This is a genomic window from Pseudonocardia sp. CA-142604 (assembly GCF_050948475.1).
Classification (GTDB): domain Bacteria; phylum Actinomycetota; class Actinomycetes; order Mycobacteriales; family Pseudonocardiaceae; genus Pseudonocardia; species Pseudonocardia alaniniphila.
The window spans coordinates 643,963-664,836 of the sequence record NZ_CP192045.1 but is presented as its reverse complement, the minus strand read 5'-3'; the positions used below and the strand labels follow the sequence as shown (position 1 = coordinate 664,836).

Sequence of the window (20,874 nt, the reverse complement as noted above, 5' to 3'; positions counted from 1 at the left end):
CGTTCCCGCTCAGTCGCGCTCGGGGGTGAGGCAGGGGCTGCCGGTGAGCAGGTCCCGGTCCACCGATTCCGCCAGCGCGCGGTAGCCCGCAGGCGAGAGATGCAGACCGTCCCCGGCGTCGAACTCGGGGGCGAGGCGGGTGGGGCGCGCCGGATCGGCCACCGTGGCAGCGAAGTCGAACACGCCGTCGGCGTACTCCCGCCCGTGCACCCGCACCCAGGCGTTGACGGCAGCCCGGTTCGCGACGGCGGAAGCGGTGCCGTGGGCACCGGCGCCGGACGGGGTGATCGTCGTGAGGTACACCCGCTTGCCCGCGTCCCTCGCGCGCTCGGCGAACTTCTGCAGGCCCTTGATGATCTCGGCCGCGGGACGGCGGGCCGCCACGTCGTTGGTGCCGATGTGCAGGACGACGTCGGTGGCCCCGGTCGCGCCCTCCACGTCCCGCTCGAACCGGGTGAGCGGCGAGTCCCCGCCACCGACGGTGTCGTCGTTGAGGAGCCGGTTGCGGGCGATCCCGGCGTTGAGCACGGACATGACGTTGGTGCCGCCCGCGGTGGCGAGCCCGGCCGACAGGGCGTCGGGCCAGCGCTCGTCGAGGTCGGGGGCGCTACCGACGCCGTCGGTGATCGAGTCGCCCATCGCGACCACCGCGTTGACCGGGCGGGGCGCCAGCACGTCCACGCCGGTGAGCACGAGCCACGAGAGGATCCGCGTGGGGAAGGCGGATGCGTCGCCGAACGTCCAGTCGCCCTTGCGGGAGATGTAGGACGTCTGCAGCGCCACCGAATGCTGCGTCATGACGGGCGGGGCGGCGGGCAGGAACATGCTGACGGCCAGGGGTTCGCCTGCCTCGACCTCGAGCGGCACCTGGTCGCTCTCCACCTCGGCACCGGGCGGGATCACGACCGACGTCTTCCCGCCGAACGCCACGGGCTCCACGCTGCCCGACAGCAGGCCCGCCCGTCCGTCGGAGCGGGCGGCCGACGCCGCGCCGACGGTCAGCGGCACGGCGCCGTAGGCGTTGGAGAGTCGGATGCGGACCTCGGACCCGGAGATCTGCGGGCGCACGATCATGCGAAGGGTGGTGCCGGCGAGGCCGGGGTTGCCGGGCGCGGGCTGCGCAGCCGTCTGCCAGGCGGTGACCCAGGTCGGTGACGAGCAGGCGTCCTGCGGCCGGAGGGGACGGACGTCAGCCGCGGCTCCTCCCGCCCCGGTCGTGCCCACGGTGAGCCCGATGGCCAGTACGACGGCCACGGCGATCGCGAGGCCCGACGGAGCGTGACGACTCCAGCGCGGACCCTGCCCCCGAAGGGCGAGCAAGCGGCGTCCGAACCACATCGGCCTGCTCCCCCGTCCGCCTGCAGCACGAAACCGAACCGAAGGTGCGGCATGACGCCCCGACGTCTGCCGAACCGCTCGCAGAATCTTCATCTCCCGCCCCCGCCGTTTCGCTACAGGACGCGCCGCACGAACGGGTAGTAAGCGACCCGTCACACGGAGTGGAACGAGCGCGTGCCCCTTCCGGGAGTCGGCCGATCGGGTGGTGACTGCACGTAGCGTGGATCGCCGCCCGCCGTCGCCGGACACGACCGTGGAAAGCCGCGCGCCTCTCCACCCGAACAGGTGGAGATAGGGCACGTGGCGCAGTGGGCCTGCCGACGTCACCCGTCAGCGCTTACTGTCACGACCGGCCCCCGGGCCCGGGCCGCCGGGATTCGGGCCCGTGACCGACCAGGGGCCACAGGGCAAGGAGGCCAGTCGTGGGCGAGTACGAGGACATCTTCCGCGCCAGCACCGACGACCCGGAGGCGTTCTGGCTCCGGGCGGCGCAGGCGATCGACTGGCACAAACCGCCGACGCGAGCGCTCGACGACTCGCGGCCGCCGTTCTACCGGTGGTTCCCCGACGGGGAGCTCAATGTGTGCCACAACGCGCTCGACCGGCACGTGGAGGCCGGGCGCGGCGCGCAGCCTGCGCTGATCTACGACTCCCCCGTCACCGGCACGACGCGCACCTACACCTACGAGCACCTGCGTGACGAGGTCGCACGCTTCGCCGGGGTGCTCGCGGGCCTCGGCGTCGGGCGCGGGGACCGCGTGGTGATCTACATGCCGATGGTGCCCGAGGCCGCCGTGGCCATGCTCGCGTGCGCCCGGATCGGCGCGGTGCACTCCGTGGTGTTCGGCGGGTTCGCGCCCAGGGAGCTCGCCGTGCGCATCGACGACGCCGCCCCGTCGGTGATCGTCTCGGCGTCGTGCGGCATCGAGGGCAAGCGCGTGATCGAGTACAAGCCGCTGCTGGACAGGGCGATCGAGTTGGCGGACAACAAGCCCTCCCGCTGCGTGATCCTGCAGCGCCCGCAGGCCGAGGCGGCGATGGGCGAGAACGACGTGGACTGGGCCGAGGCGATGGAATCGGCCACCCCGGCCGACTGCGTGCCGGTGGCGGCGACCGACCCGCTCTACATCCTCTACACGTCAGGCACGACCGGGAAGCCCAAGGGCGTGGTGCGCGACAGCGGAGGCCACGCGGTGGCACTGCGCTGGACGATGCCGAACGTCTACGACGTCGACACCGGAGAGACGATCTTCACGGCGTCCGACGTCGGCTGGGTGGTCGGGCACTCCTACATCGTCTACGCGCCGCTCCTGGCGGGGGCCACCACGGTGCTCTACGAGGGCAAACCGGTGGGGACACCGGACGCCGGGCAGTTCTGGCGCGTCGTCGCGGACCACGGCGTCAAGAGCGTGTTCACGGCACCGACGGCGTTCCGCGCGATCAAGAAGGAGGACCCGAAGGGCGAACACCTCGCCAAGTACGACCTCTCGACGCTTCGCTACCTCTTCCTCGCCGGTGAGCGGCTCGACCCCGAGACCCAGCGCTGGGCGTCCGACCTGCTCAAGGTGCCGGTGATCGACCACTGGTGGCAGACCGAGACCGGCTGGCCCATCGTCGCCAACCCGGCAGGCATCGAACTGCTGGAGATCAAGCCCGGATCGCCGACGAAGCCGCTGCCCGGGTGGGACGTCCAGGTGCTCGACGAGGCCGGGAAGCCGGTCGAGGCGGGCACCGACGGCCCGATCGTGGTCAAGCTGCCGATGCCCCCTGGTTCGCTGCCGACCCTCTGGAACGACGACGAGCGGTTCGTCTCCTCCTACATGTCCGCATTCGACGGCTACTACCTCACGGGCGATGGGGGGCGCATCGACGAGGACGGCTACGTCTTCGTCATGGGCCGCACCGACGACGTGATCAACGTGGCCGGGCACCGGCTGTCCACCGGCGGGATGGAGGAGGTGCTCGCTTCCCATCCGGACGTGGCGGAGTGCGCCGTGATCGGCGTGGCCGACTCGATGAAGGGCCAGGTCCCACGCGGGTTCGTGGTGCTCAAGGCCGGCGTCGAGCGGGACGAGGACGAGCTACGGGCCGAGCTCGTGCAGCTCGTGCGCGACCAGGTCGGCGCGGTCGCGAGCCTCAAGGACGTCGCCGTGGTCGCGGCACTGCCCAAGACCCGCTCGGGCAAGATCCTGCGCAAGACGATGCGGGGTATCGCCGACGGCAACGACGAGCCGGTGCCCTCCACCATCGACGACCCCGCGGTGCTCGACGCGCTGCGCCCGGTGCTCCGCCGCGGGTAGCCGCAACCCCGTCCACATCGAGCGGCCCACTGCTCCATACGTGGCGCTGCACGCATCGAGCGGCCCGCTGCTCCATACGTGGCGCTGCACGCCCGCCGAATGGAGCAACCAGTCGGCGGGCCCGTAACGGGCAGTGCGCGAGAGGAGATGACTCGGAAAGGCCGACGCCCCCCACGACGGCCTCCGATCCACCGAGAGGACCCCCAACTCTCATGACTCTCTCCCGACGTACCTGCGCCGCAGTTTCCGCCGCGGCGATCAGCGGCAGCCTCGTCGCCGGTATGGCCGGCACCGCGCTGGCGTACGACAACCTCGACTGCGCCGACTTCAGCTACCAGGAGGACGCCCAGGCCGCCCTCGTCTCCCGCCCTTCCGAACCGCACCGGCTCGACGACGGCGCCGACGGCATGGCGTGCGAGTCTTTGCCGAACAGGCAGTCCGAATCGCCTGTGTCGGACCCGGAGGCCTCGGTCCCGGAGACCACTCCGCAGATTGCTCCCTCGCGGCGGTGACCCGGCATCAGGCCGGAACGGCCGCGGTAGTGAGGGTCACCTGAGTATCGGTATGCCCGCGACCGGTGCACGATGTGTCCATGAAGGTCGTGGTCGACTTCGATCTGTGTGAGTCCAACGCCGTCTGCATGGGCATCGTCCCGGAGGTGTTCGAGGTGAGGGAGGACGACTTCCTCTACATCCTCGACGAGAACCCGCCCGAGTCGATGCGCCCGAGGCTCGAAGAGGCCGTCGCCGCCTGCCCACGGGCAGCGATCAAGCTGGTGGAGTAGGGCTCGGGCCGGGGGCGACCGGCCCGCGGCACAGGTGATGTGCCCACTTGCGATCAGGTCGTCGGTGATGTCCGATCGGCATGTCGACGGTGGATTCACGCATGATGTCGGCTGTCGCCGCCCCGAGGAGCCTTCGATGACTGCTGTCTGGGACACCCCGCTGACCCCTCTGGCCTTCCTGCGCCGCTCCGCAGAGGTGTTCCCGGACAAGACGGCGATCATCTACGGCGATCGCCGGCTGAGCTATCGCGAGTTCGCCGCCGAGGCCACGCGGGTGGCACACGCCCTGCGTGGGTCCGGGATCCAGCCCGGCGACCGCGTCGCCTACATGCTGCCGAACATCCCCGAGATGCTCGTGGCGCACTTCGCGGTGCCGCTCGCCGGCGCGATCCTCGTCGCGATCAACACCCGGCTGTCCACGCAGGAAGTGCGCTACATCCTCGACCACTCCGGCGCGAAGATGCTGGTGGTCGACGCAGCCCTGCATCCGGTGGTGGCTCCGGTCGCGGCCGGATTGAAGACCGTCGACGAGATCATCACGGTGATCGACCCTGCGAACCCCGGCGACGGCTCCGGCAGTGGCGTCACCTACGACGACCTGCTCGCCCGCGGTGGGGACGAGCCGCTGCCGTGGGCCGTCGAGGACGAGACCGGCTGCATATCGATCAACTACACGTCGGGCACGACCGGCAAGCCCAAGGGCGTGCAGTACTCCCACCGCGGCGCGTACCTGAACTCGTTCGGCGAGGTCGTGCACTCCGGCCACACGTTCGACAGCGTGTACCTCTGGACGCTGCCGATGTTCCACTGCAACGGCTGGTGCACGCCCTGGGCCGTCACGAACATCGGGGGCACGCACGTGTGCCTGCGCGAGGTGCGCGGCGACGTGATCTGGCGACTCATCGACGAGCACCGCGTCACGCACCTCAACGGGGCACCCACGGTGGTCACCATGATCATGCGGGCTCCCGAGGCCCGCCGGCTCGACTACGTCCTCACGGTCACCACGGCGGGCGCCCCGCCGAGCCCCACCACGATCATGCAGATGGAGCAGCTCGGCTTCCGGGTCGTGCACGTCTACGGGCTGACCGAGACCTACGGCCCGTACTCGGTGAACCAGTACCAGCGTGCCTGGGACGACCTCGAACCCGGGGAAAGGGCCCGGCAGCAGGCCCGGCAGGGCGTCGGGATGGTCTGCGCCGATGCCCTGCGCGTGGTCGACCCCGAGATGAACGACGTCCCCGCCGACGGCGCGACGATGGGCGAGGTCATCATGCGCGGCAACAACGTGATGCTCGGGTACTTCGACGATCCGGCGGCCACCGACAAGGCGTTCGCGGGCGGATGGTTCCACTCGGGTGACCTCGGTGTGCTGCATCCCGACGGCTATGTGGAGCTGCGCGACCGCGCCAAGGACGTGGTGGTCTCGGGCGGGGAGAACATCTCGACGATCGAGGTGGAGCAGGCCATCGTCTCCCACCCGGCGGTGGTCGAGGCCGCGGTGATCGGGGTGCCCGACGAGGAGTGGGGCGAGCGGCCCAAGGCGTTCGTGGTGCTCGCCGAGGGGCAGGAGGCCACGGAGCGCGAGCTGATCGAGCACGTGAAGGGACTCATCGCCCGGTACAAGGCTCCCAAGGCCGTGGAGCTGGTGGCCGAGCTGCCCAAGACCTCCACGGGCAAGGTGCAGAAGTTCGAGCTGCGCGAGAAGGAGTGGGCGGCGGAGGCCGGCCGCATCCGCGGCTGACCTCCGCTCTGTTTCAGGCGCGGCCGGGAAGGATCCGGCCGATGTACCAGCCGTTCCAGACCATCAGGCCGACGAAGGTGGCGACGAACAGCGCCTCAGAGGCCCCGACGCCGATCTCGACCGGCAGCAGGAGCACGAGCGGTATCCGCAGCACCGCCTCGGCCAGCAGACCGACGCCCCACACGACCGACGTCAGGCGGAAGGCGCGGCGCACCTCCAGATCACCGTCGTGCATCTCGGCCAGCGCCTCGGACCTGGCCGGCATGAAGCTCTGCGCCGCCGCGAGCGTCAGCGGCCGCATGCCGCGAACGGCGGTGACGAGGAAGACCGCGCCCACGGCCGCGGTGACCAGAGAGCTCTTGAGCAGCAGCATCCTGGGGTCCCCACTGACGAACGCCAGCAGCAGTCCGATGCCGTAGACCAGCAGCATCACCGTGGCGAACTGGTTCAGCGTTCTGTGCCGGACCACTCCCCAGAGCGTTCGCGCCGCCGCCACCGCGGTGGCGGCGAGCAGAGCGACCCAATCGGTCGCGCCGGCGAGATGCAGCGCGTAGTAGGCGGCAACAGGCAGCCCGACGTCCCAGGCCAGACCCCGAGCCATCGAGAGGAAGGCGCCGCGGCGGGAGTGGTCGGTGCGCTCGACCGCGGGCAGGGGCTCGGTCGGGGAGGTGTTTGACGCGATGTTCGGCACGGGAAGAAGAGTGCACCCGCCAGATCTGACATGTCAATACTGACATGTCAGATACGTCTGCAATGCGGATCACCCTGAACGGGGACATCTGACCGTTAGCATTGCTCAAGTGACGAAGGCGACGCGGGCTGCTGTCGGGGCCGTGACGACCACCACCGTCGCCGTGCTACCGGTGTTCCTCACCGGCGCACTGGCCGTGCAGATCTCCGCAGAGCTCGGGTTCGATCCCGCCGGTCTCGGGCTCGTCGTGGCACTCTATTTCGGGATCAGCGCGCTGGCCTCACTCCCCTGCGGCTGGCTCGTCGAGCGTTTCGGCTCCGGGCCGACCAGCCGGGCGGCAGTGATCGGCGTGGCCGTCACCATGACTGCGGTCGCCGCGTTCGCCTACTCCTACGCGAGCCTGATCGCCGTTCTGCTCTGCAGCGCGTGGTGCAACGTGCTCGGCCAGCTCTCGTCCAACCTGACGCTCGCCCGGTACGTCCCCGCCACCCGCCTCGGCCTCTCCTTCGGGATCAAGCAGTCCGCGATCCCGCTGGCGACCCTCCTGTCCGGAGTCGCGGTGCCGGCCGTGGCCCTGACGGTCGGTTGGCGGTGGGCCTATGTGATCGGCGCCGCGCTCGCACTGGCCGCGCTCCTGGTCGCGCCGCAGGACACGGCGGGACGGGAGCGCACCGTCCCCGCGCCCGGGGAGCGAGCCACGGCCGCGCTCAGCGTGATCGGGTTCGCCGGTGCGTTGGCCGCGGCCTCGGCCAACGCGCTCGGCATCTTCCTCGTGGCGTCGGCCGTGGAACGCGGCATCAGCCCCGGCATCGCGGGCCTGACCTTGACGATGGGCAGCGTCGTCGGGCTCACGCTGCGGCTGACGCACGGCTGGCTGGCCGACCGGAGGTCGGGTGGTCACATCGCGGTGGTGGCCGGGAGCCTGCTGCTGGGCGCGGGCGGTCTCGCCCTGCTCGCGGTGCCCGGCACGCCGGCGCTGGTGATCGGCACCATTCTGGGCTTCGGCCTCGGCTGGGCCTGGCCGGGCCTCCTGCAGTTCGCGGTGGTGCGGCTCAACCCGTCGGCGCCCGCGGCGGCGACCTCCATCGTGCAGGCGGGGGTGTACGCAGGCGGGTTCATCGGACCGGTCGGGTTCGGGTTCATCGCCACCCATGCGTCGTTCCCCACGGCGTGGATCACCGGCGCCGTCACGATGGTGGTGGCCGCGGCGTTGATGGTGCTGGGCAGGCGGATGCTCGTGGCGCACCGCTCCGCCCGCGAGGCGGCCGCCGCACGCGCCGGGTAGAGCTGGTCAGCTCCGCGAACGCCGGGCCTCCGGCAAGGCCCCGGACGTGACCTGATCAATCGGACGACAGCCGCTCGGCGAGGGCGATCGCGTCATAGGGCGCGTGGACCTTGACGTCGTTGTCGAAGTAGACGAACACGTCCCGGCCCTCCGGCCGCCTGGGCGCCGCCGGGGCCAGGGTGTGCTCGCCCGTCGGCGCCTCACCGGCCTGCCACGTCCGGACCTTCGCCGCCCAGGCGTCGAGGGCGTCCGGCGTGTATCCGCTGGTGTAGAGCTCGGAGTCGCCGTGCAGCCGGACGTACACGAAGTCCGACGTCACGTCCTCGAGGAACGGCCACGTTCCCGCCGTGTCCGCCACCACGAGCGCGACGTCCTGCCCGCGGAGGAGCTCGACGAACGCCGGCGTGCAGAAGCTGGGATGGCGCACCTCGAGGGCGTGGCGCAGAGGGCGGTCGGCGTCGGTCTCCGTGTGCGCCCGCCCGTCGAGCCGCTCGTCGTGGTGCGCGGCCAGCTCCGCGGCGGCACCGGTGGTGCGCGGCAGCATCGTGAGGAACGCCTCGACCCTGCCTGGGTCGAAGCGCAGACGTGGTGGGAGTTGCCACAGCAGCGGCCCGAGCTTCGGTCCGAGAGCGAGCACACCCGAGGCGAAGAAGTTCGCCAGCGGTGTCTCGACGTCCCGCAACTGCTTGAGATGCGTGATGAAACGGCCGCCCTTGACGGCGAACAGGAAGTCGTCGGGGGTCTCGGCGGCCCAGGCACGGTAGCTCTCCGGACGCTGCAACGAGTAGAAGGACCCGTTGATCTCGATGCTGTTCACCCGCCGCGACAGATGCTCCAGCTCCCGGCGCTGCGCGAGGCCACGCGGGTAGAACGTGCCGCGCCACGGCGGGTAGCGCCAGCCCGACGTCCCCACCCGGGTACCAGCCACGTGTGTGAGCCTCCCACCCGGGAGGCAGGATGGCCCGTGTGGACGACGAGGCAGCAGTAGTGGTGACCGGCGCGGCCGGAGCCCTCGGGCATGCGGTCGTGGCCGAGTTCCTGGCCGGCGGCAGACCTGTGATCGCCCTCGATCGCGCCGGGGCCCGCCTGGACGAGCTCGCCGAGCGAGACGGGGTGTACGCCGTGCCCGCCGACCTCGCGGGCCGCGACGCGGTGCACGCCGCTTTCGCCACGGCCGACGCGCTACCCGTGGTGCCGTCCGCGCTCGTGACGCTCGCCGGTGCGTTCGTCCCCGGCAAGCTGACCGACGTGGACGAGGAGGGGCTGGACTCGCTCTGGCGCTCCAACTTCGGCTCGGCGCTGTGGTCGGCGCAGGCGATCGCGCCGCGCCTCGCCGCGCGCGGTGGTGGCGCGATCGTGACCGTCGGCTCCAAGACCGCAGTGCACGGTCCCGCGCCGGTGGCACACGCGACGAGCAAGGCCGCCGTCGTGCGGCTCACCCAGCTGCTGGCCGACGAGCTGCGCCACGACCGGATCCGCGTCAACGCCGTGCTCCCCTCGGTGATCGACACACCCGCCAACCGCACCTGGATGTCGGCCGATCTCGCGGCACGGGCGGTTCCGCCCGCCGCGATCGCGAAGATCATCGCTTTCCTGTGCGGGCCCGACGCGGCCCCCATCAGCGGCGCAGCGATTCCGGTGTACGGCGATGCCTGATCTGCACAGCGCGGTCGGGGACGTGCTCGACTGGCCGGTCGACCACGCCGCAGCCGCCGTTGTCGCGGCCGACGGCACGGTGCTCGCCACGGCCGGTGATCAGGACCGGGAGTTCCGGCTCGCCTCGGTGACCAAACCACTCGCTGCCTACGCCGTGCTCATCGCGGTGGAGGAGGGCGCGGTCGAATGGGACATGCCGGCGGGCCCCGACGGCTCCACTCTGCGTCATCTCGCTGCCCACGCCTCCGGCCTCGCGCCCGCCGAGCGCGTCGTGCAGGCGCCCCCGGGCACGCGCCGCATCTACTCCAACGCCGGGTTCGACGTGCTGGGCGAGACGATCGCCGCGGCGACAGGCATACCGTTCGCCGAGTACCTGCACGAAGCCGTGTTCGAGCCGCTCGGAATGACCGCGAGCAGGCTCGACGGCTCCCCGGCAGCCGACGCCGTCAGCTCCTGCGCCGACCTCACGCGGTACGTCGCCGAGCTCCAGGATCCGACGCTCGTCCATCCCGACACGCTGGCCGAGGCCACCAGGGTCGCGTTCCCCGGCATCGACGGCATCCTGCCCGGTTTCGGCAGGCAGCGGCCCAACGACTGGGGCCTGGGGTGGGAGATCCGCGACGGGAAGTCGCCGCACTGGACCGGCGCCAGCAGCTCACCGCGGACGTTCGGGCACTTCGGGGTGACCGGGACTTTCCTCTGGGTCGATCCGGACGCCGGCGCCGCCTGCGTGGCGCTCACCGACCGTGACTTCGGGCCGTGGGCCATCGAGGCATGGCCGCCGTTCACCGACAAGGTTCTGGCCGCGCTCTGACCTCCGCGATGTCGTTCACCGACTGGCTCCGCGCGCGGGAATGATCCGGAGGGGTGGCCCGTTGTACCGGCTGTCCGAACCGAGCGACCTGTGTCCCCGGGTCTCACCTAACAAGAGCCGCCGCGGAATACCGTCCGGCAGGAGCCGCGGTGTGCCACTCGCCGCGAGGCGACCAGCGCTCGGTTCGGACACCCTTGGCCTGCTGCGCCCGGCGATTCCCGCCGCCGGGCGCGGCTGCGCAGGCGGCGCCGGCCCTCGACGGCGCCGCCCCTGATACGGCCGACCGGGAACAAACGTCCGGTCCAAGCCGTTGGTTGATTTGTCCGAGTCGAGCGACCTGTGTCCCCGGGTCTCACCTGACAAGAGCCGCCGCGGAATACCGTCCGGCAGGAACCGTGGCGTGCCACTCGCCGCGAGGCGACCAGCGCTCGCTTCGGACTCCTATCCCGTCCACCCCCACTTGCCGCGCCCGGCGGTCCCCCCGCCGCCGGGTGCGGCTGCCCGGGGGCGGCGCCGGTCCCCCACGACGCCGCCCCCGCATCTCCTCGATCGGGAACAATCCGCAGGTCGAGGCGGTTGGAACAATTGTCCGTGCCGGGCGATCCGTGTCCCCGGGTCTCACCTTCTGCCACCTACGGGTGCGCCACGCGCCGAGAGGCGACCGGCGCCCGGCCCGGACATCCCTGTCGCACTCCCAGCAGAGGACCGATCAACAGAGGACGGCGAGAGCAATGAAGGGTGACCGGGTCGAGATCGTGATCGACGCAGGCAGCGGTACCACCCGTACGTACGAGGTCACGGCCACCCGCGCGGGGCGGCGCGTCAACGTCACGCACGGCCGCGGAGTCGTCGAGGTCAGCGAGACCACCCGCGGCGGCAGCACCGTGCGCACCGCACGCTTCCTGGCCAGCCGCGTACTCGCTCTCGTCGAGCATCCCGCCGCCGACCAACCGGTCGCCGACGAGATCAGCCCCACCCTGCGCTCGGTCTGAGCGCCGACGCCAGGCAGACTCCTTTCACGATGTCCTCTCCAGCGGCCCGAGCCACTGACTCGCGTCCCGAGCCGGTCGACCCGTCCGCCGGCGCCGTCACGTCCCGCGACGGTGCCGCCGATGCCGGGAACACCGGGCGGGGCGCCTCCGACCTCCCGTCTCGCGATTTCGTCGAGGCACGGGACGGGAACGCTCGCGCCGCCGACCGTCGAGCCCGGCGACCACGTCGGCGCCGGCCCCGGTCGCGCGAGGCCGACGTCCTCGACACCTCCGGCTCGCCGACGTCCGTTCCGGCCGAGCCCGCCGTACCCGTCTCCGACGCCGAGATCGACGCGCTCGCCGAACGTCTCCCCTCGCTCTCTCTCCTGGACGAGCACCGGCTCGGCCGCCGCATCGCCACCGCGCGACGCACCCGGGATGTGAGGGCGCGCGCGAAGGCGGTGGCCGACATCACCTCCGCGGTCGACGCCGGTGAGCGGCGCACGGCCGCGCGCAGGGCCGCCGTGCCCACGATCCGTTATCCCGAGGCACTGCCCGTCAGTGCCCGGCGCGACGACATCGCCGCCGCGATCCGCGACCACCAGGTCGTCATCGTCGCCGGCGAGACCGGCTCCGGGAAGACCACGCAGATCCCGAAGATCTGTCTCGAGCTCGGCCGAGGCATCCGGGGGCTGATCGGGCACACCCAGCCCCGCAGGCTCGCCGCCCGCACGGTCGGCGCACGCATAGCGGAGGAGCTCGGCAGCCGCCTGGGCGACCTCGTCGGATGGAAGGTGCGCTTCACCGACCACGTCGGGGAGAACACGCTCGTCAAGCTGATGACCGACGGCATCCTGCTCGCGGAGCTCACCGGCGACCGGATGCTGCGCCAGTACGACACGCTGATCATCGACGAGGCCCACGAGCGCAGCCTCAACATCGACTTCATCCTGGGCTACCTGACCCAGCTGCTGCCGCGCCGTCCCGACCTCAAGGTCGTCATCACCTCGGCGACGATCGACCCGGAACGGTTCGCCGAACACTTCTCCCAGGCACTGGGCACCACGGTGCCGATCGTCGAGGTCTCCGGGCGCAGCTACCCGGTCGAGCTCCGGTATCGGCCGATCGTCGACCCCGACGATCCTGACGCCGATCCCGATCGCGACCAGCTCGACGCCATCGGCGACGCCGTGGCCGAGCTGCAGCGCGAGGGCGGTGCCGATGGCGGAGGCGACGTGCTCGTGTTCCTGCCCGGCGAGCGCGAGATCCGCGAGACGGCCGAGGCACTGGGCAAGCGCAACTTCCGGAACACCGAGATCCTCCCGCTCTACGCGCGGCTGTCGACTGCCGAGCAGCAGCGGGTGTTCGCCCCGCACCCCGGCCGCCGTGTCGTGCTCGCCACCAACGTCGCCGAGACCTCGCTGACGGTGCCGGGTATCCACTATGTCGTCGACCCGGGCACCGCGCGCATCTCGCGGTACTCGCGCCGGCTCAAGGTGCAGCGGCTGCCGATCGAGAAGATCTCCCAGGCCAGCGCCAACCAACGGGCGGGCCGCTCGGGTCGTGTCGCCGACGGGATCTGCATCCGGCTCTACAGCGAGGACGACTTCGACGCCCGTCCCGAGTTCACCGACCCGGAGATCCTGCGCACCAACCTCGCCTCGGTCATCCTGCAGATGATCTCGCTCGAGCTGGGCGAGCTCACCGAGTTCCCGTTCGTCGAGCGTCCGGACGCCCGGGCCGTCGGCGACGGTCTCGCCCTGCTGCAGGAGCTGGGCGCGCTCGAGGCCGACCGGCGCCTCACCCCCGTCGGCCGCGCGCTGGCGGCGTTGCCCGTCGACCCTCGGCTGGGCCGCATGCTGGTGGAGGCCGACCGCACCGGCTGCCTGCGCGAGGTGCTCGTCATCGCCGCGGCGCTCTCCGTACAGGACCCCCGCGAGCGTCCCACCGAGCAGCGCCAGGCCGCCGACCAGAAGCACGCGCGCTTCGCAGGCGAGTGGACCGCAGACGGCTCGACGCTCGATGCCGGTGGTTCGGACTTCCTCGCCTTCGTCAACCTGTGGCGCTACCTCGCCGAGCAGCGCGAGGCGCTGTCCGGCAACCGCTTCCGGCGGCTGCTGCGCGAGGAGTTCCTGCATTACCTACGCATCCGCGAGTGGCAGGACCTGCACTCGCAGCTCCGCTCGGCCGCGCGCAACGCCGGCATGACGCTGAACGACACCGAGCCCGACCAGGACCGCATCCACATCGCGGTGCTCTCCGGGCTGCTCTCCCAGATCGGACTACGCGAGGAGCCCACCGGCAAGGAGCGCGGCGGTAAGGAGCGTGGCGGCCGGGAGTACCTGGGCGCCCGCGGCGCCAAGTTCATGATCTTCCCCGGGTCGCCGCTGTCGAAGGCGCAGCCGCGCTGGGTGATGGCCGCCGAGCTGGTGGAGACCTCCCGTCTGTTCGCACGCACGGTCGCCCGGATCAAGCCGGAGTGGATCGAGCCGCTGGCCGGGCACGTGGTGAAGCGCTCGTACTCCGAGCCACACTGGTCGCGCAAGCGGGCGGCGGCCGTCGCCACCGAGCGGGTCACGCTCTACGGGGTCCCGATCGTCGTCGACCGCCGGGTCGACTTCGGACGCATCGATCCCGACCTGTCGCGCGAGCTGTTCATCCGGCACGCGCTCGTCGAGGGCGACTGGGACACCCGCCACCGGTTCTTCCACGCCAACCGCGAGCTGCTCGAACACGCCGAGGAGTTGGAGCACCGGGCGCGGCGGCGAGACCTCGTCGTCGACGAGGAGACGCTGGTCGGCTTCTACACCGAGCGGATCCCGGCCGACGTGGTGTCCGGGCGGCACTTCGACTCCTGGTGGAAGAAGGAGTCGCGCCGGCAGCCGGAGCTGCTCGACTTCACCGAGGAGATGCTCCGCACGGCGCAGGCCGCCGACGTGGACCGCGCCGCGTACCCCGACCACCTGGAGGCGGGCGGGCTCACGCTCCCGCTGTCGTACGCCTTCGAACCGGGGGCACACACCGACGGCGTCACCGTCGACGTGCCGGTGGCCGCGCTGCACCAGGTCGACCCCACGCCGTTCACGTGGCAGGTACCCGGCCTGCGCGAGGAGCTGGTCACGGCACTGATCCGCACCCTGCCCAAGCAGCTACGGCGGCTCTACTCACCCGCACCCGACCACGCGAAGGCCGTGCTGGCGCGCCTGCAGGCCGCGGCTCCCGGCAACGGAGGCGGCGAACCGCTGCTCGACGGCCTGGAGCGCGAGTTGGGCCGGATGCGCGGCGTGGACATTCCGCGCGACGCCTGGGAGCTGAACCGGCTGCCCGAGCACCTCACCGTCACCTTCCGGGTGGTGGACGAGGCCGGCCGCGAGGTGGCCACCGGCACCGATCTCGACGCGCTGCGCCGCCGGCTCGCACCGAAGGTGCGTGAGGAACTGGCCGCGGCGGGTGCCGAACTGGAACGCACCGGGCTCACGACCTGGTCCATCGGCACGCTCCCCCGCGAGCTCCCGGTGCGGCGGGGAAGCCATGTCGTCACCGGCTACCCCGGCCTGGTCGACCGCGGCTCCACCGTGGACGTCCGGGTCTTCCCGACGGCAGCCGAGCGCGACCCCCAGACGTGGCGCGGCGTGCGCCGACTACTCCTGCTCGACACGCCCTCGCCCGTGAAGCAGGCGCAACGCGGCCTGGACAACGCCGCCAAGCTGGCGCTCTCCCGCAACCCGCACGGCTCCGTCGCAGCGATGCTCGACGACTGTGTCACCTCCGCGGCCGACGCGCTGATCACCGCGGCCGGCGGCCCTGCGTGGGACGAGCGCTCCTACGTGCGGCTGCGGAAGCTCTTCGCCGACCGGCTGGCCTCCACCACGCTGCAGGTGCTGCAGGCCATGCGGGGTGTGCTCACCGTCTGGCACCGGGTGCAGGCACAGCTCGCCGATCTGCGGGCACCGGTGCTCGCTGCCGGCGTCGCCGACATCACCGCGCAGGTCGACGCCCTCGTGGGGCCGGGCTTCGCCACCGCGGCGGGTGCGTCCCGGCTCGCCGACGTCGCCCGTTACCTGGAGGCGGTGGAGCGGCGGATCGAGAAGCTGCGCGCCGACCCCGCCCGTGACGCTGCCTGGACCGCGGAGGTGCGGGTGGTGGCCGACGAGTACGCGGCCGAGCTGGCGGCGCTCCCGCCGGGCGTGGAACCGTCGCCACAGCTGCGGGAGATCCGCTGGCTGATCGAGGAGCTACGCGTGGGCCTCTATGCCCACCCCATGCGCACCCGCTACCCCGTGTCGATCAAGCGCATCCAGAAGGCGATCGACGAGCTGCCCCGCTGACCCTCGGCCGGCGATTGCGCTTCGACGGCTCGAAGGAAATTTCGCGATACGCCGATATCGCCGGATATCGGCACGGAAAAATTTCCAGTGCGGCACTTTCATACGGCGAATTCCAGCCCCGGGGACGGGTCGCGTACGTTCGTTGTGGATAGCCGAAATCAAATGATCGTGCAGCACAGCAGAATGGGTGGTTCAGTGGGTCGACACAGCAAGATCAGAACGCGCCGATGGGCCGGTTCGGCGCGGGCGGCAACGCTCGCGGGAGCACTCGGCGCCGGGATGCTGGGGACATTCCTCGGACCGCTGACCGGGCCGGTCGTTGCCAACGCGGCTACCCCGGCTGCCTCCCCGACAGCTCCCCGTGCCACGACTCCGTCCGGTGACACCTCACAGCAGGTGCCGGGAACCCCGTGCACCGCGACCGCGAAGGCGTGCATCGATCTCGCCCACAATGAGGCCTGGCTCGTGAAAGACGGACACGCCGTGCGCGGTCCGGTAGAGATCAACCAGGGCGCCCCGGGTGAGAACACCCCCACTGGCACCTTCGATGTGCAGTGGAAGGACCTGCACCACCGCAGCAAGGAGTTCGACAACGCGCCGATGAAGTACTCGGTCTTCTTCGCCCCCGGCGGGATCGCCGTACATCAGGGCAACGTGCACAAGAAGTCGGCCGGTTGCGTGCACATGTCGGCCGCCAATGCGGCGGCCTGGTACAGCTACCTGCACGTCGGCGACCAGGTCCAGGTCCGCTGACAGGGATCAGCTCACCCGCATGAGGATCGTCGACTCGTCCGAGCCCGTCCATGCAGGGATGCAGGTCCACCCCGGAGATGCCAGGCGACCCGGTACGCAGACGCCTCGTTTCGCCTAGGGTCGCGATCATGCCCGAGGACGACCGCACCAGGCCTCTGCCGCCCGACCTCAGCTACCTCCGTTCGCTCAACGCGAGCACGGAGCGGGCCGTGCGGGACGCGGAGCCCATCAGCTCTGCCCACAAGGGCGCGCCCGACGAGGTGCGGACCGCCGTCCAGGACGCCGCCCGCCGCAACGACGACGAGCTCGTCGCACTCAGCCGCGACCTGCACGCCCACCCCGAGGAAAGCTTCACCGAGCACCGCTCGGTGCGCGCGGTGGCACAGCTGCTCGAGCGGCACGGGCACGAGGCGCAGGTCGGGGTCGGCGGGCTGGAGACGTCGCTCGTCGCGAGCATCGGTACCGGCGGGCCGCATGTCGCGGTGCTCGCCGAGTACGACGCGCTGCCCGGCGTCGGCCATGCCTGCGGCCACAACATCATCTGTGCCACGGCCGTCGGTGCGTACCTCGCCGCCGCGCAGGTGCACGACCGCGTGGGCGGACGGATCTCGCTGATCGGCACGCCCGCCGAGGAGGGCGGCGGCGGCAAGGAGACGATGGCGCGAGCCGGCGTCTTCGACGACGTCGACGCCGTGGTCATGCTCCACCCGTTCTCCCACGACATCGCCATGCACCCGTTCCTGGGTCGACGGCAGGTCGAGATGGTGTTCCACGGCGTCGCCGCGCACGCATCGGCGCAGCCGTTCATGGGCCGCAACGCACTCGACGCGGCCGTCGCCGCGTACCAGGGCATCGCCGCATTGCGGCAGCACCTGCCCAGCACCGACCGGGTGCACGGCATCGTCACCGACGGCGGAGCCCGGCCCAACATCGTGCCGGAACGAGCCGCGTTGCTGTTCTACCTGCGCTCCGCGGCACCCGAGACCCTGCGCGACCTCGCCGCGCGCGTCGTCGAGGTCGCCCGCGGCGCGGCGGCGATGACCGGCTGCGGCGTCGAGCTGCACTGGGACCCGCTGCCCCCGTACCTGCCGATCCGCTTCAACCACACGTTGAGCGCACGCTGGGCCGTGAACCAGGAACCGGTGGGGCGCCGCGCGCTCCCCACCGGCGTGGTGCCCGAGTTCCTCACCGGCTCCACCGACCTGGGCAACCTCAGCTACCGCATGCCCGCCATCCACCCCATGATCGCGGTGTCGGAGCCGACCGTCGCGCTGCACACCTCCGAGTTCGAGACGGCGTCCGGCGGGCCGGCCGGCGACCGTGCGGTGCACGACGGCGCGGTCGGACTCGCTCTCACCGCGGTCGACTACCTGGCCGACGCAGAGCTGCGCGAGGCCGTGCACGCGGAGTTCGCGGCGGCAGGGGGCCCGCTCGACGTCCCCGCGTACTTCGACTGACCGGACCGACCGGCCTTCATGCCTCGGAGCGCGTCGCGCCACCCAGCCCGGCGCGCCGGGCCAGCGCGCCGGCCTGGGCACGGTCGGCGACCTGCAGCTTCGCGAAGACGTTCGACACGTGGTTGCGCACGGTCTTGCCGCTGAGCCCGAGCCGCGCCGCGATCTGCGGGTTGGTGAGGTTGCGGGCCACGAGGTCGAGGATCTCCCGCTCACGGACGGTGAGTTCGGGGAACACCGGCGCCGCGTCCGACGTGGTGGAGAGGAAGGCGGTGAGCCGCGCGGCAACGGACGGCCCGAAGATCGCCTCGCCCTCGGCCACGGCCCGGATGGAGCGCAGGATCTCGGAGCGGCCCGCTCCCTTGAGGAGGTAGCCCCGTGCTCCGGCCCGCAACGCGGCGAGCACGGAGCTGTCGTCGTCGGACATGCTGAGGACGAGGATGCGTACGTGCGGGCTGGCACGGACGATGCACTCGGTGGCGGCCACCCCACCCATGCCCGGCATCGTCAGGTCGAGCAGGACGACATCGGGCTGCCGCGCCGCCACGGCGGCCACGGCCTCCTCGCCGCTCGCCGCCTCCCCACAGACCTCGACGTCGGGTGTGGACGTCAGCAGGGCGCGCAGGCCGGAGCGGAAATGCGCGTGGTCATCGACCAGCAGGATGCGGATGCGTTCCACGCTCCCCCTCCGCTCCGCGGTCCTGCGCCGGGAACACCGCGGGCAGCTCGGCGCGTACCGTGCTCCCGCCGACCTCCCCCGCGGTGACCGTACAGTCCCCACCCAGCTCGGCAGCGCGTTCGCGCATCGACGCCAGGCCGACGCCGTCACGGTCCGACGGCCGCCGCCCGCGTCCGTCGTCGACCACCTCGACCACGAGCCGGTCGCCGCGCCGGACGACGCGCACCGTCGCGGTGCTCGCGCCCGCATGCCGGACCACGTTGTTCAGCGCTTCGACGACGATCCAGTAGGCCGCCACCTCGGTGGCCGCAGGCAACCCGAGGAGGTCATCGGGCACGTCCAGCGTCACCGCTGGGGAGCCCGCCGGCAGACCCCCGAGGTGGGCCTTGACCGCACCGACCAGCCCCATCGCGTCGAGTGTCGGGGGGCGTAGGCCCTCGACCAGCCGCCGGACGTCGGCCACTGCCGACTGCGCGCCGTCCACGATCTCCGCGAGGAGTGTGCGGGCGAGCGCGGCGTCGTCGACCGCGAGGGCGGTGTCGGCGCGCATCGTGAGTCCCGCGAGCGTGGGTCCGAGGCCGTCGTGCAGGTCCCTGCGCAGCCGCCTGCGCTCCTCCTCGCGCGCCATCACGAGCCGCTCCCGCGATTGCTGGAGATCGGCTGCGAGCCCTGCGGCGCGGTCGGCCGAACGCACCGCACGCACGGCGCCTGCGATCGGCCGGGCCAGGTCGTGCAGCAGCCGCAGGTCGCGACGGCCGAGCGCACTCTCGCCCGGCCGCGGGCCGAGCTCGAGCCGCCCCACCCGCTCCCCGCCCGCCACCAGGGGAATCTCGACGAGCACCGCGGGCTCCTCGCCGAGTGCGACTCGACGGCCGCCCGCCACCTCGATGGCGACGTAGGACAGTTGCAGCGCCTCCCGCACGGTCTCCGCGCTCCGCCTGAGCAGCGTGCCGGCGTCCTGCACGAGTTCGAGCTGACGCCCGAGCCGGGCGAGCACCCCGTAGGGGTCTCCGCGGTCGCCATAGAGCGCCCGATCCACCCGGCGCTGCAACCGTGTGCGCAGCGGGGCGAACAGGACCGCAGCCACCCCGACCCCGACCAGCGCCGCCGGAAGCTCGGTGGACGGACCCAGCGCGGGCCACAGCACGACGCCGACGACGGCGACCACCGCGAGGTAGATCCCCACCACGGCGCCCGAGAGCCCGACCAGCAGAACCGTGCGGCCGATCAACAGGTCGATGTCGAACAGCCGGTGGCGCACGATCGCGACGCCGACGGCGAGCGGCAGGAGAGCCGCCGTCCCGCTGCCCACCAGCTCCCAGAACACGCTGCCGGCCGGCCAGATCGCCGAGGCGCCGTCGTCGAGCAGCCCGGCGACGAACCGGCCGAGCACGGCGAGCGCCGCCAGCCCGGCCGCGTAGGCCACCCACTCGACCTGCTGGCGGCGCGGCGCCGACAGCCCCGGCAGGTTGCGCACCAGCCCGAACCCGGCGGCCACGAACACCACCCCGGCTGCGCCGGTCAGCAGAACGGCGGCGGTGTCGGCGACGGGTCCGAGGCCGGGCACTCCGAGTGGGTTCGGCCGTCCCGGGACGCTGAGTTGCACGTCCGTACCGGGGCGGATCGCGTTCAGCACGGCCGTGACGACGGCGAGGACACCCAGGCCCCACACGATCGGGAGCCACCGCCGCGACGGCACCCGCCCGTCCGGGAAGAACACCGGCACCACGGCGAGCAACGCGTTGGCCGGCACCCACAACCAGGTCTGCGGCCAGCCCAGCGCGACCGCGACGAGCGAGGGCGGGTCGCCGTCATGCAGCGCCAGGCGCCCGCAGGCTTCCAGCAGGGCGAACGACGCTGAGCTGCCGAGCAGCAGCCAGCCGACCGGGTTGCCCGGCTGGTGGCGCGCCACCAGACCACCGGTGAGCGCGCACGTCACGACGAACATCAGATGGCTCAGACCGGCGGGCGGGGTTCCCGCGGCCAGTGCGAGACCGGCCCCGATCCCGACGAGCACGAGGATGGCGAACGCCAGCGGCGCCGCCACCCTCCGCGCCCCCTGCGTCAGCATCCGGCG

At 71.8% G+C, this 20,874-nt stretch carries 16 protein-coding genes; 11 read left to right on the top strand and 5 right to left on the bottom strand.

Annotated features, from left to right (window positions below; all coding sequences use genetic code 11):
• Positions 1 to 9: 9 nt before the first annotated feature.
• Positions 10 to 1,338, bottom strand: a complete 1,329-nt coding sequence (locus ACQPZQ_RS03165) for a GDSL-type esterase/lipase family protein (protein WP_433291861.1) — start codon at positions 1,336 to 1,338, stop codon at positions 10 to 12.
• Positions 1,339 to 1,760: 422 nt separating this feature from the next.
• On the opposite strand from ACQPZQ_RS03165, the gene ACQPZQ_RS03160 reads away from it, so the two are divergent.
• The 4 genes from ACQPZQ_RS03160 to ACQPZQ_RS03145 all read left to right on the top strand — a co-directional run bounded on the left by ACQPZQ_RS03160 (position 1,761) and on the right by ACQPZQ_RS03145 (position 6,166).
• A complete protein-coding gene (locus tag ACQPZQ_RS03160) occupies positions 1,761 to 3,638 on the top strand; it encodes a propionyl-CoA synthetase (RefSeq protein WP_433291859.1) in 1,878 nt (625 codons plus the stop codon).
• A gap of 212 nt (positions 3,639 to 3,850) precedes the next feature.
• The gene (locus tag ACQPZQ_RS03155; RefSeq protein ID WP_433291857.1) at positions 3,851 to 4,150 is read left to right on the top strand and encodes a hypothetical protein; all 300 of its coding nucleotides are present in this window, start codon (positions 3,851 to 3,853) and stop codon (positions 4,148 to 4,150) included.
• A gap of 80 nt (positions 4,151 to 4,230) precedes the next feature.
• The gene (locus tag ACQPZQ_RS03150; RefSeq protein ID WP_433291855.1) at positions 4,231 to 4,422 is read left to right on the top strand and encodes a ferredoxin; all 192 of its coding nucleotides are present in this window, start codon (positions 4,231 to 4,233) and stop codon (positions 4,420 to 4,422) included.
• Between the two features lie 136 nt (positions 4,423 to 4,558).
• On the top strand, positions 4,559 to 6,166 hold the full coding sequence (locus ACQPZQ_RS03145) for an acyl--CoA ligase family protein (RefSeq protein ID WP_433291853.1): 1,608 nt from the start codon (positions 4,559 to 4,561) through the stop codon (positions 6,164 to 6,166).
• A 13-nt stretch (positions 6,167 to 6,179) separates the two neighbouring features.
• Here the strand turns inward: ACQPZQ_RS03145 and ACQPZQ_RS03140 are convergent, their stop codons facing one another.
• A complete protein-coding gene (locus ACQPZQ_RS03140; protein ID WP_433291851.1) occupies positions 6,180 to 6,857 on the bottom strand; it encodes a VC0807 family protein in 678 nt (225 codons plus the stop codon).
• A gap of 109 nt (positions 6,858 to 6,966) precedes the next feature.
• On the opposite strand from ACQPZQ_RS03140, the gene ACQPZQ_RS03135 reads away from it, so the two are divergent.
• Positions 6,967 to 8,142 (top strand): MFS transporter, encoded by a 1,176-nt coding sequence (locus tag ACQPZQ_RS03135; RefSeq protein WP_433291849.1) that lies wholly within the window; start codon positions 6,967 to 6,969, stop codon positions 8,140 to 8,142.
• A gap of 55 nt (positions 8,143 to 8,197) precedes the next feature.
• Here ACQPZQ_RS03135 and ACQPZQ_RS03130 read toward each other — a convergent pair whose 3' ends face one another.
• Positions 8,198 to 9,070 carry a DUF72 domain-containing protein gene (locus ACQPZQ_RS03130; RefSeq protein WP_433291847.1) on the bottom strand — a complete coding sequence of 291 codons (873 nt, stop codon included), beginning with the start codon at positions 9,068 to 9,070 and terminating at the stop codon, positions 8,198 to 8,200.
• A gap of 29 nt (positions 9,071 to 9,099) precedes the next feature.
• Between ACQPZQ_RS03130 and ACQPZQ_RS03125 the strand changes: the two genes are divergently transcribed.
• The 6 genes from ACQPZQ_RS03125 to ACQPZQ_RS03100 all read left to right on the top strand — a co-directional run bounded on the left by ACQPZQ_RS03125 (position 9,100) and on the right by ACQPZQ_RS03100 (position 18,121).
• On the top strand, positions 9,100 to 9,798 hold the full coding sequence (locus ACQPZQ_RS03125) for an SDR family NAD(P)-dependent oxidoreductase (protein ID WP_433291845.1): 699 nt from the start codon (positions 9,100 to 9,102) through the stop codon (positions 9,796 to 9,798).
• The gene (locus tag ACQPZQ_RS03120) at positions 9,791 to 10,612 is read left to right on the top strand and encodes a serine hydrolase domain-containing protein (protein ID WP_433291843.1); all 822 of its coding nucleotides are present in this window, start codon (positions 9,791 to 9,793) and stop codon (positions 10,610 to 10,612) included. The genes ACQPZQ_RS03125 and ACQPZQ_RS03120 overlap by 8 nt, the downstream gene beginning before the upstream one ends.
• 731 nt (positions 10,613 to 11,343) lie before the next feature.
• The gene (locus tag ACQPZQ_RS03115; RefSeq protein WP_241038437.1) at positions 11,344 to 11,604 is read left to right on the top strand and encodes a hypothetical protein; all 261 of its coding nucleotides are present in this window, start codon (positions 11,344 to 11,346) and stop codon (positions 11,602 to 11,604) included.
• A gap of 29 nt (positions 11,605 to 11,633) precedes the next feature.
• On the top strand, positions 11,634 to 15,911 hold the full coding sequence (gene hrpA / locus ACQPZQ_RS03110; protein ID WP_433291841.1) for an ATP-dependent RNA helicase HrpA: 4,278 nt from the start codon (positions 11,634 to 11,636) through the stop codon (positions 15,909 to 15,911).
• A gap of 162 nt (positions 15,912 to 16,073) precedes the next feature.
• Complete coding sequence (locus tag ACQPZQ_RS03105) at positions 16,074 to 16,664, top strand: L,D-transpeptidase (RefSeq protein ID WP_433291839.1); 591 nt, start codon at positions 16,074 to 16,076, stop codon at positions 16,662 to 16,664.
• A gap of 128 nt (positions 16,665 to 16,792) precedes the next feature.
• The gene (locus ACQPZQ_RS03100) at positions 16,793 to 18,121 is read left to right on the top strand and encodes a M20 family metallopeptidase (protein ID WP_433291837.1); all 1,329 of its coding nucleotides are present in this window, start codon (positions 16,793 to 16,795) and stop codon (positions 18,119 to 18,121) included.
• Positions 18,122 to 18,137: 16 nt separating this feature from the next.
• Here the strand turns inward: ACQPZQ_RS03100 and ACQPZQ_RS03095 are convergent, their stop codons facing one another.
• Positions 18,138 to 18,797, bottom strand: a complete 660-nt coding sequence (locus ACQPZQ_RS03095; RefSeq protein ID WP_433291835.1) for a response regulator — start codon at positions 18,795 to 18,797, stop codon at positions 18,138 to 18,140.
• Positions 18,766 to 20,868: a histidine kinase gene (locus ACQPZQ_RS03090; RefSeq protein ID WP_433291833.1), complete on the bottom strand. Its 2,103-nt coding sequence runs from the start codon at positions 20,866 to 20,868 to the stop codon at positions 18,766 to 18,768. The genes ACQPZQ_RS03095 and ACQPZQ_RS03090 overlap by 32 nt, the downstream gene beginning before the upstream one ends.
• Positions 20,869 to 20,874: the final 6 nt, after the last annotated feature.

Bases quoted from the DNA above. Each gene is read 5' to 3' on its own strand.
- ACQPZQ_RS03165 (WP_433291861.1), bottom strand. From the start codon at position 1,338: ATGTGGTTCGGACGCCGCTTGCTCGCCCTTCGGGGGCAGGGTCCGCGC.
- ACQPZQ_RS03155 (WP_433291857.1), top strand. From the start codon at position 3,851: ATGACTCTCTCCCGACGTACCTGCGCCGCAGTTTCCGCCGCGGCGATC.
- ACQPZQ_RS03150 (WP_433291855.1), top strand. From the start codon at position 4,231: ATGAAGGTCGTGGTCGACTTCGATCTGTGTGAGTCCAACGCCGTCTGC.
- ACQPZQ_RS03145 (WP_433291853.1), top strand. From the start codon at position 4,559: ATGACTGCTGTCTGGGACACCCCGCTGACCCCTCTGGCCTTCCTGCGC.
- ACQPZQ_RS03125 (WP_433291845.1), top strand. From the start codon at position 9,100: ATGGCCCGTGTGGACGACGAGGCAGCAGTAGTGGTGACCGGCGCGGCC.
- ACQPZQ_RS03120 (WP_433291843.1), top strand. From the start codon at position 9,791: ATGCCTGATCTGCACAGCGCGGTCGGGGACGTGCTCGACTGGCCGGTC.
- ACQPZQ_RS03115 (WP_241038437.1), top strand. From the start codon at position 11,344: ATGAAGGGTGACCGGGTCGAGATCGTGATCGACGCAGGCAGCGGTACC.
- hrpA (WP_433291841.1), top strand. From the start codon at position 11,634: ATGTCCTCTCCAGCGGCCCGAGCCACTGACTCGCGTCCCGAGCCGGTC.
- ACQPZQ_RS03105 (WP_433291839.1), top strand. From the start codon at position 16,074: ATGATCGTGCAGCACAGCAGAATGGGTGGTTCAGTGGGTCGACACAGC.
- ACQPZQ_RS03100 (WP_433291837.1), top strand. From the start codon at position 16,793: ATGCCCGAGGACGACCGCACCAGGCCTCTGCCGCCCGACCTCAGCTAC.
- ACQPZQ_RS03090 (WP_433291833.1), bottom strand. From the start codon at position 20,868: ATGCTGACGCAGGGGGCGCGGAGGGTGGCGGCGCCGCTGGCGTTCGCC.